The organism is Cohnella sp. (assembly GCF_041640265.1).
Lineage (GTDB): Bacteria > Bacillota > Bacilli > Paenibacillales > Paenibacillaceae > Cohnella.
Map to the genome: position 1 here is coordinate 23,524 of NZ_JBEQAP010000032.1, position 16,452 is coordinate 39,975.

Consider the following 16,452-nt stretch of genomic DNA (forward strand, 5'->3'; position numbering starts at 1 on the left):
ATTCCTGTTCTATGAGTCAGTGCTTCAGAGCATCCGATACGGAACGAACAATCTGCCCGAATTCCGGGGTAGTACGGAAAGATTCGTTGCGTGGAAAAGGAACCGGTACGTCAATTACAGCAGCTATCTTACCGGGTCTGGGGGTCATGACAGCAACACGGGTGGACAAGAAAACAGCTTCGAAAACATTATGCGTGACGAAAAGTATAGTCATTTCCTGGTCTTGGCTCCAGAGGTCGAGCAGTTCGAACTGAAGCGTCTGCCTCGTAATCTCGTCCAGCGCGCCGAACGGTTCGTCCATCAGGAGCAGCTTGGGCTTGGACACGAGCGCCCTGGCAATCGAGGCCCTCATCTTCATCCCCCCGGACAATTGTCTGGGCATGGACTTCATATAATCTTTAAGCCCCACCAACTCAAGCACGCGCTCTGCCTCCGACTGACGCTCCTTGCGGGATACGCCTCGAAGCGCCAACGGGAGGGCCACGTTGTCAATAACGGTACTCCAGGGCAGCAGCGTGTGGTCCTGGAAGACAAATGCCGTATCGCTCTGCTTGCGGGCTTGCTTGGGAGTGGTTCCCATGACCTCAAGCGTTCCTCCCGTTGGTCCGGACAGGCCGGTGATCATCTTAAAGATGGTTGACTTTCCGCAGCCGGACGGACCGACAAAGCAGAGAAATTCGCCTTCGTTAATAGAGAGATTCACGTCCTGAACGGCGACGGTTCCGTTCGGATACACTTTGGACAGCCGCCCCATTCGCACCCTTTCATTTCTACCTGCAGTTGCCTCCATAGGTTGTTACAACCCCTCTCCTTATTCCTTTAGAGATCCCATGTCGAATGCCGCAATTTCCAGCAGCGCTTCCGCCAGAAGCGGTCCCGCCTTCTTTAGCATCGCCTCTCCTCGTTCAGGATTCGCTTTCGTCGCGTCGCCGGCGATTCCGCTGCGGGAGATGTCTTTCATAACCCAAGCAAACGATTTGGAGCGGAAGGAGAATGAGGCCGACTGGGGAAACTTCGGCATCTCCCTTAGAGCCAGCTCGGGATGGACCCAATCCGGACAGACTGCCATTACGAGAGAGGTTTCCACGTCTCCTGCGTGAATGCCGCTCGCCTTCTCCTCGTCGTCGATGAATGAATCGCTGTAATGGACTGCACCCGGATCAAGGCGGTACACGACAAGTCCGGTTGAGAGACGGATCTCCCTCGACATCATGCCAAGCAGGTCGGCGTTGCCTCCGTGGGTGTTGAATAGCAGCAGTTTCTTAAACCCGCTTCTGGCGACAGATGCAGCGATGTCCTGCAGCACCATCATCAAAGTCTGGGCCGACAATGTGAACGTTCCAGGGAATTCCGCGTGCTCGGTACTTTTGCCGTAACTGATAGAGGGCATCAGCCAGATGGGGGCGTCCTCGGGAAGGTGCTCGAATGCTTCCGCCATCAACGCCTCTCCAAGCAGGGTATCCGTGTAGACAGGCATGTGAGGCCCATGCTGTTCGATTGCGCCCACCGGAAGAACAATCAACACTTCATCCTTCGCCATCGCTTCAATCTCCCGGGTCGTTAGCCGGGGCAGGAAGCGGCGATCAAAGGCGTTTCCATTATATCTGAACACCAAATCACTCACCTCACATTCAATTATTCAAATTTTGTTTATGTAACATAACATAACATTAAATGGCGAAACCACCCCATAACCACATTAATTTATGATATTCAAAGATGAATCCAGTATATTATGTTACTTAAAATTACATGAAAATAACATTCATATAGCATATATATCACATAAACGAAACATTGTATAGCTTTAATTCACATAAACGAAACTTTATACAGCTTGAATTCACATCAAATGAACATTGGCTTGTACGATTTCTTGCTGACAACGGAACGGAAGAAAGATATAATTGCTAAAAACTACCGGTAAAAATCCGGTCAGGCCGATTTCGGGAGGGTTCATCCTATGCTCATGGGAATAAGACAACATGAAATCATGAAGTTGCTTGAGCTTAAGCAGCAGATAACGATTATGGAACTGGCCGAGAAGTTCAACGTCTCGCAGATGACCATACGGCGCGACCTGGACCTGTTGCAGTCCGAAGGCAGAATTCAGCGGTCCCACGGCGGGGCTGTTAAGGTTAAAAGGTTCATGGGCTCCGATTACGATCAGCGGGCGAATGAGAACAAAGCTGAGAAGATTGCCATTGCGAGGGAAGCCGTGAACCATATCCAGGACGGGATGAGCATTATTCTGGATGCAGGGACGACGGTCGCGGCTATGGTGGATGAGTTGGAGAAGTTCAAAGGTCTGAAGATCATTACCCGTGATTTGCACACGGCACTGCTTCTCTCGAACGAACAGAGATTCGGCAGTTTCGACGTCTACTGTACAGGAGGCCGGCTAAGCAAGTGGGCTTACAGCCTGGACGGCATCTATGCAGAGAAGATGCTCGCTTCGCTAACGGTGGATGTTGCATTCCTTACTTGTGAAGCCATCTCTCATGCCAAGGGAGCCATGGCCTGGTCGCCCATGCTTGTAGGTGCCAGACAAACTGCCATGAACGCGGCGGACAAAAACGTTCTGCTTGTCGATTCGACCAAGTTCAGTTATAACTCGCTCGCGATCTTTGCCAGTCTTGATTCGTTTGACGAGATCATCACCGAGAATAGACTTGATGAAGACGAAGCCGATGTTTATAAGACCGCCGGCTATCCGATTCGCATCGTACCTGTCACGTAATCGGTGTTGCCCTAGGTCATGGTTAATTAAGAAAAACCCAGCAAATCCAGTACCTTCTGCTCAACTTGCCTATTTAAGCCCTGATAGGGAAAATTGTGTATATGTAAAGCCGGATTAAAGTTTAATTCAATGATTCCATAATTGCTGGGATTCGGCTCTGCATGAATGTCTTGAATCATTAGATCGGCTCCGCATATTTTGGCTCCAACCGCTTTTGTCGCCTTAACAGCAATGAGTTTATATGCTTCCAGCACCTCATCGCTGAAATCCAAACTGTCTCCGCCTGTGCTGATATTGGAATTTTCTCTTAAATAGACGGTCTCTCCCTTATTGGGAATATCGCTTAAGTCCCTGCCCTGCACCTGTAAAAACCCCTTTTCGATTTCTCCTAGCTTTATCTTCTCCAATGGAGTAACGTACCCGGTCCCTCTAAGCGGACTTTTGTTTTTCTCCTTCACCAGCAGTTCGATCGTATGAACGCCGTCCCCTGTTACATTCGCAGGAACTCTATGCAGAACGGCTGCTGTCTGATCACCTATAACGAGAAATCGATATTCCTTACCTGCTAAGAATTGCTCGACCATGATCGAACTATCATACTTGAATGCGTGTTCTATTGCGTTGTAATAATCCACTCTTGAATCAAGCGGCTTGAAGATAACCACCCCTTTTCCAAAGTTGGTGGACTTAGGTTTGATGACGATATTCTGACCTGCAAATTGATCATACTGCATAATCGCCTCTTCAATAGAAAGAAAAGTAGAGTCTGCCGGAACCTGGATACCGCGCTCTTTTAGAATCATCTTAGTTACTTTCTTATTCTCCATAATCAACGAGGAAACGTAAGTATCCGCAGAAGTTTTCGTTGCCTGCTTGATATATTCCACTTTGCTGTCTTTGGTCAGACGGATGAAGTTATCACCACGGTCCAAGATCTCCACTTCAATATTTCTTCTTAGTGCTTCTTTTATGAGAATTTGCGTTGAAAGCTCTAATCCATTTACATTTATATTTTGCATTTTTCATCCCCCCTGTTTCTTATTCGCCCGTGCCCGCCTCATGCCAAATTCCAAATAGCTTTCTTTGTACTTCATTGTTTCCTTGTGGATGCTTGCAGATGGAAGCAGCGATGGATCGAGCACATTCTTATATTGAAGCTCTACGCTGTTATGATACTTGTTGCTGCTATCGGATATATCCATGACGGAAGCAATTAATCTGAGCTTACAGAAGATTTCTTCCGCCCACTCCTGTAATCGTACTGGGTGCTTGTTATATGGATAGAGCTTAAGATTGGGCTTCCTGCCCGAAAGGGATACAAGATGATGGTTCCTGTTCATTAATTGATCTTCCGCTTCAGAAATCATACCGCTATCCTCCATGAGGCAGTAGAGCATGAACACTTGGAGGAAATACAGCTGATTCAAATCCATGCCCGTCTTGTGAAAAGGATTCAAATCGAGAATCCGTACCTCCACATACTTAACACCCCTTCTTTCCAACGCGTCCAATTGGGTTTCGCCTTTTTCCGTCACCTGCTTCAGACGAATGGATGAGTAAAACTCACTTTCTTTTTGCAGAACATTATCATTCAGAAGCTTGCGTATGCCCATTGTGTATTCCTGAAGGCTGTTAAAGATACGCATAGAATTACCTTGAGCGGTTCTTGAATATCCGAAGCGGCTGACCCGAAGCGAGACAGCATTCTTCTCATAACTTACGATCGGACTGCAGTTTTCTGGACAGCACCACGCTACGCGTTTTATTTCCTGGCACATAACCGAATAATAGGTAGAATCAATTGAAGGCGAAGCTCCGAACAGGTAGATCAATAGCCATCGGTTCCTCAGAAAATTTCTTGACATAGCAACATATAATTCATCCGTGAACACCTGTATGTTCTTACCTTCACTGAATTGTTTGTACAAGTAAGCAAGCATCCGATCTCCGAAGGAAAAATTATAATGAATGCCCGAAACCATCTGCATTTTTTTGCCGTAACGGAGCGATAGACCGGTTCGGTAAACCTCCTTCTCTATGCCTTCCTCGGAATCTCCGAATCTGGCGAGCGGAATACCTTCCTCGGCCGGTAGCTTTGGCGGCATGCTTAGAGGCCAAAGCAGCTCTTCTCCCAGCTCCGCTTCTGCATAAAGCTGTAAATGATTCAATTCTTCAAATGCTCCTTCTACAGATGCAAAGGGAGATGTAATCAGCTCCATCTGGCTTTCAGCAAAATCAACGGTGATATGGGGATTCATTAGTTTATGGCCAAATGCTGCAGGATGATCGGTCATAGCAAGTTCCCCCGATGGGGTGACTCTCTGGGATTCCTTCTCGAGTCCCCACTTTCCATCCAACAACAAACTGCTGCTTTCGCCGTTAAACAGGTCTAACCGCTTCGAAAAATCCCATTTCGTATGCATAACAGCTGCACTCCTTACATAATTTCTTTTATTAATTGCAAAATGCAACTATATGTTGAAATAAAATCGTCCGTTATTTCGGAGGAGGGCAGCATACATTGGATTGTAGCATCGCTTTATCAAGCAAACGTAACGCATTAATGACGGATTGTCGCTCAAATTCGCTCAATTGCGATAAAACCTGATTTAAATCGCTGTTTACTTGCTTATCAATCTCCATATTTAATCTCTCCCCTTCTTGCGTGAGGGTTAAGATTTGAATCCGATTATCTTGAGGGTCGGGCGTTTTCTTCACAAGATTACTCTCAACAAGCGTTTTCACTTGCCGACTGAACGTCGTAATATCAATGCCCAATGCATATGCGATTTCCTGCATGGACGGATTATGCTGGCGCTTAATTTCATGCATGATGTTGCTCTGCAATAGCGTGATGCTTGAATCACAGCAGCTCTCGCAGCAGTTCTCGCTCAAGTTACCATATCTGCGCATAAGCAATTGGAAGGTAGTTCTCAAATTCGCCGTCATCATCTTCCCCCCTCATGATGTGAGTATAGTTAATATGGTTGCGAATTGCAAGTATATTGTTTCTCCATGCTGGCTTCAAGTGCCGTCAGCTTTGGATTCCCAATGTCGACCACCCACTTTACGTTAAGCGATATTTAAAGGGCAATCAAGATCGAGTGTTGTTATGTGTATCCGCAATCCGTTCCGGGTGCGTGTAGATATTCAAGGAAGATCCCCGTATAAAACCTACGGTTGTAATCCCCAATTCATCAGCTAAATCTAAAGCTAACGTAGACGGGGCCGACTTCGACAACACAATGCCGACCCCGATTTTCGCTGCTTTCAGCAGAACTTCCGAAGAAATTCGACCGCTAAAAACAATCAGTTTGTCTGATGGTTTCACACGATTCTGAAGGCAATATCCGAATATTTTATCCAGCGCATTATGTCTGCCAATGTCTGTACGGGCAATGATCAAGCCCTCGGGAGTACACATCGCCGCATTATGAACCCCGCCGGAAACAAGAAAATCACGGGATTGCTCCTGCATTTCTTTCATTCGTGCAAAACATTGCTCGACCGTAATCTGTGTGCGGCTCATGACCGTCCGTGCGGTCCGGACGTCATTCTTAAAGTAAAACTGCCTGCTTTTACCGCAGCAAGACCCGATGAATCGTTTCGAATAATAGTCCTTGTTGATTGTTTTTTTATTTTTCAATACGACATAAGCATATCCGCGACTCTCGTCGATGGACAAGGACAGCACTTCATTCGCATATCGAATCAGGCCTTCCGATGCCAAAAATCCGTAAACCAGCTCCTCAAGGTGAGTAGGGGTGCAAACCATCGTGGCAAACTCTTCCCCATCTACAACAATAGTCAGCGGGTACTCCACGGCAATGTCATCATCGGTCTCGCTCCATTGATGATCGAGATAACGAATAACCTTATGCCGATTAAGAACGAAACCGTTTGTTGTCTCTTCGTCCCCCAACTAGTTCACATCCATTTCTAACTCTTCAATCCTTTTTTCCACGTATTGAACGTCTTTTCCGGCGTTATAACGATCGGCTTTCTCCACTTTTACCCCAACATTATAGTCGGGGATCTTGGAGAACTCCTCATAACGGCCTTTGGGAAGCAAGAAATTGCCCTCGGGGAAATAGACGCCTACATTCCCCTTCGCTATGTTTACAAGCTTAGCTCGACCTTGGAAGACGCCATAGCCGTTATAGACGACAATCCCTTCTCCTTCTTGAATGCTTAATGCTCTCGCATCCTCCGCATTCATCAGAACATCGTATCGCCCTGCACCATTAATGGGGTCGGTTTCCTTATAAATCATAGAGTTAAACTGCTTGCCGCGGCGTGTCGTCAGGTAGAATTCACCGGCTTTTTTGTCCAAGTCCGGGATGCTGACCGGAATCAGGTTCCCTCTTCCATCGGGCGTAGGACAAATTCCGTCTTCACACAGCCAGGCTCCACCCCATTGGAACACATCCCCTTGTTTCTTGAGATGTTGTATACCGTCATAATTCGGATTGGCAGCTGCAATCTCATCGCGAATCGCTTGCGCATCTTCAAAATCGACCAAATGAGCGGTTTCAGGCTTAATCCTCTTTGCTAAATCAGTGTATATTTTCCACTCTGCGCGCGCTTCTTCGATTGTATTCTTATTGCCTTCAATTTCAGGCGAGAAGTAAACCATTCGCTCGGTGGAGGTTGAAGTTCCGCCGCCCTCTTGTTCATACCGGGTCTTCGCCGGCAGAACAATAACCGCTTCTTGGGCGTCCACTAATGTGGATGTATTCAAAATAATATCCTGGTGAATGCGGATATCCAATTGAGAAAGCGCTCGTTCGACAAATGAAGGATCAGGCATCGTCTCAAGGAAATTGCCGCCGGATAAATAATATAACTTGACTTTACGCTCATGATGCTCCGGCAGCATGATGTTTTCCAGCGTAACCCCTACGACATCCCCTTGCCACTTCTCTAGTTCAAACCCCCAAAGCTTCTCCACTCGCTCCACATTTTCGCCATAGAAATCGCCCCCGGGAAGCACAAACGGATCCGCTCCCATTTCCCCGCTTCCCTGTACAGAAGAGTGGCCTCGGAATGGCATCAGACCTGCATGCTTGCGTCCCAAGTGACCTCGAAGAAGTGCAAGATTTGCGACTTGGGAAATATTGTCGGTAGCAAAAATATGCATGGTTAGTCCGAGAGACCAGGCGTAAACCGCGTTCGCGCTATTCGCAAGCAGTTCCGACAGCTCGGTTATCCGTTCCCTGGAAATACCGGAAGAAGCTATGATAGGGTCCCACGATTGCTTCTGTACATGATCCTTCAGCTCTTCATAGCCGTTAACATGATCCTTCACAAAGGAATGGTCGATCGCGGAACCGGGTTGTTGTTCCTCCATATCGAACCAATGCTTCATAATGCCGTGCATCAAGGCAATATCTCCGCCAATGTTTACCTGATAGAAGTCGTCAGCCAGCTTGGTTCCAAACAAGGCGGATTCGGCATTAGAAGGAATCCAATATTTCTCCATGGCCGGTTCCCGATAAGGATTGATGACAATAATTTTGGTCCCTTTTTTCTTTGCTTCCAACATATATTTCGTTGAAACAGGTGAGCTGTTAGAAGCTACGCTGCCCCAGAATAACAGGACATCCGTCCCGATCCAATCGAGATAATTAGAAGTCGATGCCCCTACCCCAATAGAGCGCTTTAAGGCCGTCTTGCTGGGAGAGTGACAAATTCGACTCGCATTGTCGATGTTATTCGCGCCAAGAAACCGGGCGACCTTCCCCGCCACATAATAAGACTCATTCGTAATTCCGCGGGAGGTTAAATAAAAGGCGACTTGTTTCGGATCCAGTTCTTTCATTTTGCCGGCAATGAGATTCAAGACCTCATCCCAAGAGATACGGGTAAAATTACGATCTCCTTTGCGGCGTATCATCGGATAGGGTATGCGGCCCAATTGTCGAAGCTGCGTGCTGTCATACTTTCGCAGTTCATCAATGTCCGCATGCAGAACCTCCGGTTTAATCGGACCCATCGTATTCAGTCTCAATACATTAAGCCTTGTTGTGCAGATGTGCGGCCCCGATAGCGTTTGGTCATAAATTCCCGACACACCCAGGGCGCAACCGTCGCATACGCCTTTAGTAATAATACGCGCGGCATAGCCCAGGTTATCCCGGTTATCCCAGGCAATTTGCATCGTGTCCCGAATATGCTTCGGCTTCAATTTACCGAGTCCGAACGGAATCGGACTTACCCATAGCTTTGGCGCAGGCATTAACGCTTTCTTCTGAGGGCCTGGATGTTTCGTTTTCCCCATCTTTGTCACCCTTCTCTACTACCTTTGCTGAAATTCTCCTCCAGATTTTTATCAAACACAAAGATCGACATCCCAAAGTCTTTATCGATATCGATATCCACATAGAGGTCGATAAGTTTAGCACCAAGAAGATCCTCCATCTCTTGAGGAGGATGCTTCTTGTACATTTGCTTTACCATTTCCGTCCGGGCAGCTCTTAACATTTGCTTGCCCTCTTCCGCAGTAGCAATAAACTTCTCGACCGGCGAAAGGTTTCCTTGCATTTCACAGATGGCCCAATTCTTGCAAAACGTAGTCCGAATATGGCTGGGTCCCTTTCCCATATGCCGTTTTCGAAAGGCCCGCACCAAATTGCTGAACTCAGCTTCGTAATTGTTCATTAGCAGATAGTCCTCTTTTATGTTGATCAATAGTTGCGTATATCCCTATTGTATTCATTTTTCAGCTCCTTAGGATACTCTAGCCGACTCAATGCCCGGTTGGGATGGAAGGGAGGACTGTTGTTTCAGTTTGCGAATATCTCTGCGGATGAGAATGGAAACGAACAGCGCAACGATAAACAATCCCGAGAAGAAAGACAGACTCGCGGCGTAACTTCCTGTCGTATCTTTAATCCAGGCGGCAAACATCGGCCCCGCCAGCCCAGCGGCCGCCCAAGCCGTCAGAATATAACCGTGGATCGCACCAAGCTGCTTCGTTCCGAACAGATCCCCGATATAGGCTGGAATAGAGGCAAACCCTCCGCCGTAGCAGGTGTAAACGATCATTAGCATCACTTGAAACAATAACGAGTTGGTTGTATGCGGCAGTATAGCAAAGAGAACGATTTGCAGAATGAAAAATGTCGTGTACGTATTCGGGCGACCAATATAATCAGACACGCTTGCCCAACCGATTCGTCCAAATCCGTTGAACAGACCAAGAATTCCGACAAGCGCCGCAGCTTCCACCGCGCTCATTCCAATGCTCTCCTGGGCCAACGGCTTCGCGGCGGAAAGAATGGCGATACCGCATGTTACATTAATAAAGAGCATGAGCCATAGATAGTAAAACCGGGAGGTTTTTACCGATTCGTTCGCAGTGAGCTGGGAAAGATCGACTGCCACTGTTCTTTTCCCCGCCTCAACCTTTTGCTTCAATCCCTCCGGCACCCAATCCGCAGGCGGCTTCTTAAGATAAAGTGAGGATAAGGTTATTATCGTCAAATACGCAGCGCCTAAAATATAAAACGTACGGGTTACGCCTACCGATGTGATTAAAGAGTCCATAATCGGGCTGCTTATGGCAGCTGCGAAACCAAATCCCATGATCGCCAAGCCTGTCGCCAGTCCGCGCCGATCCGGAAACCACTTGACAAGGGTGGATACGGGAGCGATGTAACCAACCCCCAGGCCGATTCCGCCGAATACCCCGTAGAAAAGATACAGCAAAGGCAACGACCCCAAATGTACCGCTAGTCCAGAACCCATAATTCCGGCTCCAAAAAATCCCGCAGCGACCAGTCCGGCCTTACGAGGCCCGTGTTTCTCCACGAAGTGGCCCAGAAATGCGGCGGACAATCCTAAAAACAAGATGGCTAGACTAAACGTAAATTGAACCTGACTTGCCTTCCATCCGAACTGTTTCATAAGCGGATTCGTAAAATTGCTCCAAGCATACACCGATCCAATTGAAATGTGGATTCCTACGGCTGAGGCTGCTATGAGCCACCGATTTTTCACCTTTTGCATAAAATGCCTCCTGATTCTTCTTCTATGCATAATAAAATAAACCGTCAGAATTCTCCCCGCAGCTATGCTAAGGGATGAATAATGACGGTTGTTTATACACAGGGTCGCTATGCTCAACCAACCTTCGGTACCGTAAAAGCTTGTCCGGCAACAGGAGCGCTGTTCCAGTTCAAGCCGCTTGTGAGAACGTCCACAATTCAGACAAATTTGACCTCTCTCAGAATAGCATGTAAACGCATTCTTGACAATACTTCAAACCTGTTCTCAGCCCTTTTATCGATAGAATGTATAGATTTATTACAATTGTCATGTACCGATCACCTTATTCATAAAAATAGAAAGATGACGCTCGTACGAATGGCAGTCTGCTTTGGGGGATGAGCATGAAAATAACGTCCGGAGGATTCGAAGTCGTTTATCACGGAAGAGTATTCGCCTACGGAATGAGCCCGATCGAAATCACGTTGTCCGAAGAGAACGATCCTTTAACGTTTGTTTTTTGCATTGAATATGAAGCGGAACGGGATGACTTCACGACTGACATTCGGCTTACCCGTTACAATGAGGTGCGCATCGCGTGCGTCAACTTCCCAAGAGGCAAACCGACCGGCAACCATGATATGATCCATCTCGGCGTTCTAAACAATCGCAAGTTGTCTCTACGTTACGAGGTAACCATAAACTTCGATATGACGGCTTGGGTCCTGACGTTTACTTTTTACGCGGGGGAAGGGGTCTTGGATCATGAATAAAATCGAAATCCAAGATCCTAAAGTCGCCAGCAAGATCATCGCGGCGAACGCGGAGAACGAGAAACGCAAAGCAGAGCTCGGCTTCCTCGGAAGATTCTTTGGCTCGGGGGACAACGTCCGCTTGTACATCGTAGGCACGATCGCGCTCGGAATTCTCCTCATCGCGCTAGTCTATACTTTGACACCTGAGAAGTACCGTTCAGCCGATTTCGGATTAAAAGAATTGTGGTCGCTGGTGCTCCCAGTCGAAATGACGATTATCGGATATTTGATCGGATCGCGATCTAAGGATACCGGCGGGTGAATCGCACACCTAATTAGGAATAAACTTTCTAAGTTCATAAAGAGTCGAAGCAAAAAGTTCCCACTATTGATGGTACTGTTCACCGCGCTGTCTGTAACGGCAAGTTTTATTGTGCGAACTGGGATTGCTTTAAGTTGAGAAAATATGGTATAAAATAAATAAACACTGTTCATCTATAGGAGTATTTTATGTTTGATGCACATGACAAAGAGAACGGCTCTCCCCGCAAAGTCCGCCGGCGGCGGCGAGGAGAGCAAAAGGAACAGCTTCGTCACCTCATTCTGCAAACAGCAAGCGAAATGTTCCTTGAATTGGGATACCATGATTTTTCTTTGCGGAAACTGGCCGAGCGAGTCGGTTGCTCTGCGGCAACCCTGTATTTATATTTCCGCGATAAGGACGACTTGTTGTTTACGGTCGTCGATACCGCCTTTAGCCTTTTTCGAATCCAGCTTGCCGAGGCTGCCAACAGCAGTGCAGATCCATGGGAGCGGCTGGGCAGTTTAGGCGAAGCTTATGTCCTCTTCGGATTGAACAATCCTGTTTACTATCGGTTGATGTTCATGTGGAGGATCGATTATTTAATCGAATCCCGGCAAGGGGAGCAAGCCCCGCGTGTTCAGGCGTTCCAAGTTTTGGTCGATGCCGTTCGCTATGCTCTTGATCAAGGAGCGATGCAACCGGGTGAGCCTGAAGTCTACAGCGATGTCCTATGGGCAACGATGCATGGAATTGTCGCGTTAGTGATCCAAATGCCCATGTTTGATGAAGAGCGGACGAGAAAACTGACCGAGCATGCGAAGAACATGATCTACAAGGCCTTTCATCGATTGGCCTAATTTTTTTACTTTTAAGTAAACGCCGTTCATTTAAAAGTCTATCATTTTTAACGGTCAGCCGGTCGCTTCCCTAACAGGTATTCCGTACTTGTTCCTCTGGTTTATTCCAACAATTATTGGAACTCCTCTCATCCGCATGACCGTAAACCGGTTCACCCGTTCCCGGAAGAAAGCTTAGCTGGAAAACTTGCCGTTATTTATGGTACGGTTCAGCATATCATCGCTAAGGCGAAACTCCTTACGTCGAGGTATTTTCCAAGTGGCATGGGGTAATCAAAGAAGAACGGGGCAACAGATTAGCCGGAATCCGTTGCCCCGTTTCCTGTTTGGATAACCAAGTTAAATGAACCCTATCAACATCCCGCCTGCAGCCCCAGCAATAACAACGACCCATGGCGGGAGTTTCCAGAAGACAAGCATAATAAACAGGATTGCCGCAAGCGCGAAATCGACAGGAGCCAAAATCGCAGTGGTCCACAACGGGTTATAGAGCGCGGCGAGCAGAATTCCCACTACCGCCGCATTGATGCCGATCAAAGCGCCCTGGACCTTCGGACTGGTACGTAAGGAATTCCAAAACGGAAGAGCTCCGATGATTAACAAGAATGCAGGCAGGAAAATAGCAGCGGTCGCGATCAAAGCCCCGGATATCCCATTTGCCATCGCCCCCAAGTATCCGGCAAAGGTGAATAATGGTCCGGGCACTGCTTGTGCTGCGCCGTATCCGGCGAGAAAGTCTTCGCTGCTGACCCATTCGGTGGGAACGACTTCCCTTTCGAGCAGGGGAAGCACGACATGGCCCCCACCGAATACAAGAGAACCTGCACGATAAAAGCTGTCGAATAACGGCAGCGGGGCGCCTGCGAAAAACGGTCGAAGCAGGGGCAGCGCGATCAATAGTCCAAAAAACAGAACGAGACAAAAGACGGCAAAACCGCGGCTTACAGGCACCTGCAGGTTGGGAGCATCCGGAACGGCCGTTTTTCGGTACATCCACAGTCCGATCATACCCGCTGCAATAATCAGCAAAACCTGACTGAATGCCGTCTGCCATAACAGTGTAACGGATGCCGCAATAATAGCTATCGTCGCCCGGTTCCGATCAGGCGTCAGCTTTTGTCCCATGCCGAGAATTGCATGAGCGACAATCGCAACAGCGACGATTTTGAGCCCATGAATCCATCCTGCTCCGCCAATATCAAAACCTTGCAGCAGAAAGGCGAATAAAACCAACGCAATGACAGAGGGCAACGTAAAGCCAAGCCACGCGACCAAACCGCCCAGCAGTCCTGCACGGATGACGCCAATGCCGATTCCGACCTGGCTGCTGGCTGGTCCGGGCAGAAACTGGCATAGCGCCACCAAATCGGCGTAACTGCGCTCATCCATCCATTTGCGCCGGCGTATGTATTCGTCGTGAAAATAAGCGAGGTGGGCGATCGGTCCCCCGAACGAAGTAAGTCCCAGCTTGGTCGAGACCCCCAATACTTCCAAAAGCGCCCGCAGTTTGCTTTTCGGCTGATTTTGAACAGCGGCTTGATTCGATTCCATCGGAAACGGTCACTCCTTATCCGTAGGTTTTGGTTGCGAGAATAAATGGGTTAGCGCTTCCGTTTGTGCAGGGTTCAAGTTCACGACGCGTCGAATGCTCTTCGCCTTTTGAACCGCCTCATTAACGGAATCGCAAATTCCGAGCGAGAGAAGTACGCCAGCAGCTACCGTGCCCGCTCTCCCCCTTCCCGCTCCGCAATGAAAGCCTACTGTATGACCTTTTTGATAAGCGTTAACGACTTCCTCAATGGCTTGTTGAATGACCTGTTCCTGACCGGATTCCAGCGAGTTGTCCTTTAACGGAACGTTCACCCATTGCACGTCGGCTTCCGGGTACGCACATTTCGTGGCTTCCGCGCGGAGATCGACAATGACATCGCATTTTTCGTCTTTCACCATCGCCTCCACATCGTCTGCGCCGCCAACAAAGATTCGATCTTCAAAAAGAGCCTGATACTTTTTTTCGTTGGTCATTATTATCTTCTCCTCTCTGAACATGGAATTTATAAATCAAGCTGGCTGTGGCGGTTAAAGAAAGTTTGATACCCGAGCTGCACGAACAAGATCACGGATAAAGAAACACTGCCGACAATACCCAGCATGATGGCAATCTGGTATTCCACCGCAACGAGTGGTGACGTTCCGGACAAGATTTGACCCGTCATCATCCCCGGCAAAAAAATAATACCCATGCCCACCATCGAATTGATTGTGGGTAGCAACGCAGCGTCAAAGGCCTTGTTAACAATATCCTGCGCCGCATGTTTCGGTGTTGCCCCCAGCATGAGCGCCGCTTCAACCTTGTCTTTTTGGGAGCGCATACCTTCAATCAAAGAATTCACGCCAAGAGCGATGCCTGTCATCGAATTGCCGATGATCATACCGGCAATCGGAATGACATATCGTGGGTCGTACCAAGGTGAGAGACGCAGAACTACGAAAATAAAACAGATGAGACTAAGCAGTATTCCGGAAGTCATGGAAAAGGCGATAATTCGCTTCATGCGACGGGACAGCTTAACTTTTGCCCTCTTGATGATGGTGCGGATGGCGAAAGCAAGCATGATAACCACAAGCAGCGACGTATAGAATGGATGAGAATGTTCAAACAAATACACCAGAATGTATCCGACGAGAATCAATTGCAACGTCATCCGCACGGTGGCAATGAATATCTCCTTCTCCCGCGGAATGCCTTTGATTCGGACGATTACAGTCAAAAGAAGAACAAACAGATAGGCCGCGGCTAGCTGCCAAAACAACATGTCAATCGTGCTGTCCACCTTTCACTCCCCCTTTGACCTGCGGAATTCCTTGTTTCATTTCTATGACGATATCCGAATATGTATCTGCAATGCTGCGGGAATGCGTAATCATGACAAGTGTTTTCCCGTTACCGCGAATGAATGCGACCAATCGTTGCATCACGGTGTTTGCTGTATCTTCATCCAGTCCAGACGTCGGTTCATCCAACAGCAACACCTTGGGGTTCATTAAAACAGCCCTTGCTAGCGCAAGCCGCTGCTTCTCCCCGCCCGAGAGGCTTTCCACATCTTGCAACAAATCTTTGTCCAAGCAAGCAACATGAAGGGCTTGCCGCAACGATTCACCGGTTGCCGACATCTTTCCCGCAAAGGACAGACCCATTTGCAAGTTGTCTTGCACGGTACCGCTAAACATGACAGGTGTCTGCGGCGCCATCACCACTTCTCGTCTCAATTCGATCGAATCTATATCGTCCATGGGAGATTGCTCGTACCAAATCTCCCCTTCATTGCAGCTGTCCATTTTGTTCAACAACCTCAGCAAGGTTGTCTTTCCGCTGCCGCTTTCCCCTACAATGCACGTAACCACATGAGCCGGAATATCCAATTCTGCGACGTGCAATATCCCTTTCGCTTTTACCCCTCTTAATCGAAACATCCGCGACGGCGCCTCTTTTCAGTCCTTGATTTCCTTAAATAACTCATAAGCCTTGTTACGCGCTTCAACAAGAACCTGCTTGCCTTTTTCGGTGGTCCGATAATATTTGCGGATTTTGCCTCCGACATTTCGATCCTCACGTTCCAATAGGCCGCTGATTTCCATCGTTCGCAGCAGCGGGTAAAGTGTTCCTGCGCTCATTTTATAGCCATGTTCTTTCAGTTCTTCAAGCATCCACGAACCGAATATCGCTTCTTGTGCAGCATGATACAGGATGTGAATCTGAATGAATCCCAAGAATAGTTTTCGATAGATTTGTTCCTCCATCACCGT

Annotated in this window: 18 protein-coding genes; 4 read left to right on the forward strand and 14 right to left on the reverse strand. The window is 48.0% G+C overall.

Annotation, left to right across the window (positions count from 1 at the left end; translation table 11 throughout):
- Window positions 1–16 precede the first annotated feature (16 nt).
- Together ACESLK_RS19965 and ACESLK_RS19970 are read right to left on the reverse strand one after the other, a co-directional pair.
- Window positions 17–790: an ABC transporter ATP-binding protein gene (locus ACESLK_RS19965; protein ID WP_373231461.1), complete on the reverse strand. Its 774-nt coding sequence runs from the start codon at window positions 788–790 to the stop codon at window positions 17–19.
- A 21-nt stretch (window positions 791–811) separates the two neighbouring features.
- A complete protein-coding gene (locus ACESLK_RS19970; protein ID WP_373231462.1) occupies window positions 812–1,612 on the reverse strand; it encodes a creatininase family protein in 801 nt (266 codons plus the stop codon).
- Window positions 1,613–1,963: 351 nt separating this feature from the next.
- Between ACESLK_RS19970 and ACESLK_RS19975 the strand changes: the two genes are divergently transcribed.
- Window positions 1,964–2,740, forward strand: coding sequence for a DeoR/GlpR family DNA-binding transcription regulator (locus ACESLK_RS19975; protein ID WP_373231463.1), 777 nt, complete (start codon window positions 1,964–1,966; stop codon window positions 2,738–2,740).
- A 26-nt stretch (window positions 2,741–2,766) separates the two neighbouring features.
- On the opposite strand, the gene gshAB is transcribed toward ACESLK_RS19975, so the two are convergent.
- The 7 genes from gshAB to ACESLK_RS20010 all read right to left on the reverse strand — a co-directional run bounded on the left by gshAB (window position 2,767) and on the right by ACESLK_RS20010 (window position 10,750).
- On the reverse strand, window positions 2,767–3,759 hold the full coding sequence (gshAB, locus tag ACESLK_RS19980; RefSeq protein ID WP_373231464.1) for a bifunctional glutamate--cysteine ligase GshA/glutathione synthetase GshB: 993 nt from the start codon (window positions 3,757–3,759) through the stop codon (window positions 2,767–2,769).
- A 3-nt stretch (window positions 3,760–3,762) separates the two neighbouring features.
- Window positions 3,763–5,163, reverse strand: coding sequence for a hypothetical protein (locus ACESLK_RS19985; protein ID WP_373231465.1), 1,401 nt, complete (start codon window positions 5,161–5,163; stop codon window positions 3,763–3,765).
- Between the two features lie 73 nt (window positions 5,164–5,236).
- Complete coding sequence (locus tag ACESLK_RS19990; protein WP_373231466.1) at window positions 5,237–5,692, reverse strand: MarR family winged helix-turn-helix transcriptional regulator; 456 nt, start codon at window positions 5,690–5,692, stop codon at window positions 5,237–5,239.
- A gap of 142 nt (window positions 5,693–5,834) precedes the next feature.
- Window positions 5,835–6,662 carry a formate dehydrogenase accessory sulfurtransferase FdhD gene (gene fdhD, locus ACESLK_RS19995; RefSeq protein ID WP_373231467.1) on the reverse strand — a complete coding sequence of 276 codons (828 nt, stop codon included), beginning with the start codon at window positions 6,660–6,662 and terminating at the stop codon, window positions 5,835–5,837.
- Window positions 6,663–9,020 (reverse strand): FdhF/YdeP family oxidoreductase, encoded by a 2,358-nt coding sequence (locus ACESLK_RS20000; protein ID WP_373231468.1) that lies wholly within the window; start codon window positions 9,018–9,020, stop codon window positions 6,663–6,665.
- A gap of 5 nt (window positions 9,021–9,025) precedes the next feature.
- Window positions 9,026–9,400 (reverse strand): Na-translocating system protein MpsC family protein, encoded by a 375-nt coding sequence (locus tag ACESLK_RS20005; RefSeq protein ID WP_373231469.1) that lies wholly within the window; start codon window positions 9,398–9,400, stop codon window positions 9,026–9,028.
- A 69-nt stretch (window positions 9,401–9,469) separates the two neighbouring features.
- Window positions 9,470–10,750 (reverse strand): L-lactate MFS transporter, encoded by a 1,281-nt coding sequence (locus ACESLK_RS20010; protein ID WP_373231470.1) that lies wholly within the window; start codon window positions 10,748–10,750, stop codon window positions 9,470–9,472.
- A gap of 383 nt (window positions 10,751–11,133) precedes the next feature.
- Here ACESLK_RS20010 and ACESLK_RS20015 point away from each other — a divergent pair, with 383 nt between their 5' ends.
- From ACESLK_RS20015 to ACESLK_RS20025, 3 genes are all read left to right on the forward strand, one after another.
- Entirely contained in the window at window positions 11,134–11,502 is a 369-nt protein-coding gene (locus ACESLK_RS20015; RefSeq protein ID WP_373231471.1) for a DUF6864 domain-containing function, read from the forward strand.
- A complete protein-coding gene (locus ACESLK_RS20020; protein ID WP_373231472.1) occupies window positions 11,495–11,806 on the forward strand; it encodes a hypothetical protein in 312 nt (103 codons plus the stop codon). Before ACESLK_RS20015 ends, ACESLK_RS20020 begins: the two co-directional genes overlap by 8 nt.
- Before the next feature lie 188 nt (window positions 11,807–11,994).
- Window positions 11,995–12,645: a TetR/AcrR family transcriptional regulator gene (locus ACESLK_RS20025; RefSeq protein WP_373231473.1), complete on the forward strand. Its 651-nt coding sequence runs from the start codon at window positions 11,995–11,997 to the stop codon at window positions 12,643–12,645.
- 339 nt (window positions 12,646–12,984) lie between these two features.
- Here ACESLK_RS20025 and ACESLK_RS20030 read toward each other — a convergent pair whose 3' ends face one another.
- The 5 genes from ACESLK_RS20030 to ACESLK_RS20050 are packed head-to-tail and all read right to left on the reverse strand — an operon-like array spanning window position 12,985 to window position 16,446.
- Window positions 12,985–14,196 (reverse strand): chromate transporter, encoded by a 1,212-nt coding sequence (locus ACESLK_RS20030; RefSeq protein WP_373231474.1) that lies wholly within the window; start codon window positions 14,194–14,196, stop codon window positions 12,985–12,987.
- 9 nt (window positions 14,197–14,205) lie between these two features.
- Entirely contained in the window at window positions 14,206–14,670 is a 465-nt protein-coding gene (locus ACESLK_RS20035; RefSeq protein ID WP_373231475.1) for a protein-tyrosine phosphatase family protein, read from the reverse strand.
- A 29-nt stretch (window positions 14,671–14,699) separates the two neighbouring features.
- Window positions 14,700–15,479: an ABC transporter permease gene (locus ACESLK_RS20040; protein WP_373231476.1), complete on the reverse strand. Its 780-nt coding sequence runs from the start codon at window positions 15,477–15,479 to the stop codon at window positions 14,700–14,702.
- Window positions 15,463–16,119, reverse strand: a complete 657-nt coding sequence (locus ACESLK_RS20045; protein WP_373231478.1) for an ABC transporter ATP-binding protein — start codon at window positions 16,117–16,119, stop codon at window positions 15,463–15,465. The genes ACESLK_RS20040 and ACESLK_RS20045 overlap by 17 nt, the downstream gene beginning before the upstream one ends.
- Before the next feature lie 18 nt (window positions 16,120–16,137).
- Window positions 16,138–16,446 carry a PadR family transcriptional regulator gene (locus tag ACESLK_RS20050; protein WP_373231500.1) on the reverse strand — a complete coding sequence of 103 codons (309 nt, stop codon included), beginning with the start codon at window positions 16,444–16,446 and terminating at the stop codon, window positions 16,138–16,140.
- Between the last annotated feature and the right edge of the window lie 6 nt (window positions 16,447–16,452).

What these genes read in the sequence shown, in the direction of transcription:
- ACESLK_RS19965 (WP_373231461.1), bottom strand. Translation starts at nt 790, where the DNA reads ATGGAGGCAACTGCAGGTAGAAATGAAAGGGTGCGAATGGGGCGGCTG.
- ACESLK_RS19975 (WP_373231463.1), top strand. Translation starts at nt 1,964, where the DNA reads ATGCTCATGGGAATAAGACAACATGAAATCATGAAGTTGCTTGAGCTT.
- gshAB (WP_373231464.1), bottom strand. Translation starts at nt 3,759, where the DNA reads ATGCAAAATATAAATGTAAATGGATTAGAGCTTTCAACGCAAATTCTC.
- ACESLK_RS19985 (WP_373231465.1), bottom strand. Translation starts at nt 5,163, where the DNA reads ATGCATACGAAATGGGATTTTTCGAAGCGGTTAGACCTGTTTAACGGC.
- ACESLK_RS19990 (WP_373231466.1), bottom strand. Translation starts at nt 5,692, where the DNA reads ATGATGACGGCGAATTTGAGAACTACCTTCCAATTGCTTATGCGCAGA.
- ACESLK_RS20000 (WP_373231468.1), bottom strand. Translation starts at nt 9,020, where the DNA reads ATGGGGAAAACGAAACATCCAGGCCCTCAGAAGAAAGCGTTAATGCCT.
- ACESLK_RS20005 (WP_373231469.1), bottom strand. Translation starts at nt 9,400, where the DNA reads ATGAACAATTACGAAGCTGAGTTCAGCAATTTGGTGCGGGCCTTTCGA.
- ACESLK_RS20010 (WP_373231470.1), bottom strand. Translation starts at nt 10,750, where the DNA reads ATGCAAAAGGTGAAAAATCGGTGGCTCATAGCAGCCTCAGCCGTAGGA.
- ACESLK_RS20015 (WP_373231471.1), top strand. Translation starts at nt 11,134, where the DNA reads ATGAAAATAACGTCCGGAGGATTCGAAGTCGTTTATCACGGAAGAGTA.
- ACESLK_RS20020 (WP_373231472.1), top strand. Translation starts at nt 11,495, where the DNA reads ATGAATAAAATCGAAATCCAAGATCCTAAAGTCGCCAGCAAGATCATC.
- ACESLK_RS20025 (WP_373231473.1), top strand. Translation starts at nt 11,995, where the DNA reads ATGTTTGATGCACATGACAAAGAGAACGGCTCTCCCCGCAAAGTCCGC.
- ACESLK_RS20030 (WP_373231474.1), bottom strand. Translation starts at nt 14,196, where the DNA reads ATGGAATCGAATCAAGCCGCTGTTCAAAATCAGCCGAAAAGCAAACTG.
- ACESLK_RS20035 (WP_373231475.1), bottom strand. Translation starts at nt 14,670, where the DNA reads ATGACCAACGAAAAAAAGTATCAGGCTCTTTTTGAAGATCGAATCTTT.
- ACESLK_RS20045 (WP_373231478.1), bottom strand. Translation starts at nt 16,119, where the DNA reads ATGTTTCGATTAAGAGGGGTAAAAGCGAAAGGGATATTGCACGTCGCA.
- ACESLK_RS20050 (WP_373231500.1), bottom strand. Translation starts at nt 16,446, where the DNA reads ATGGAGGAACAAATCTATCGAAAACTATTCTTGGGATTCATTCAGATT.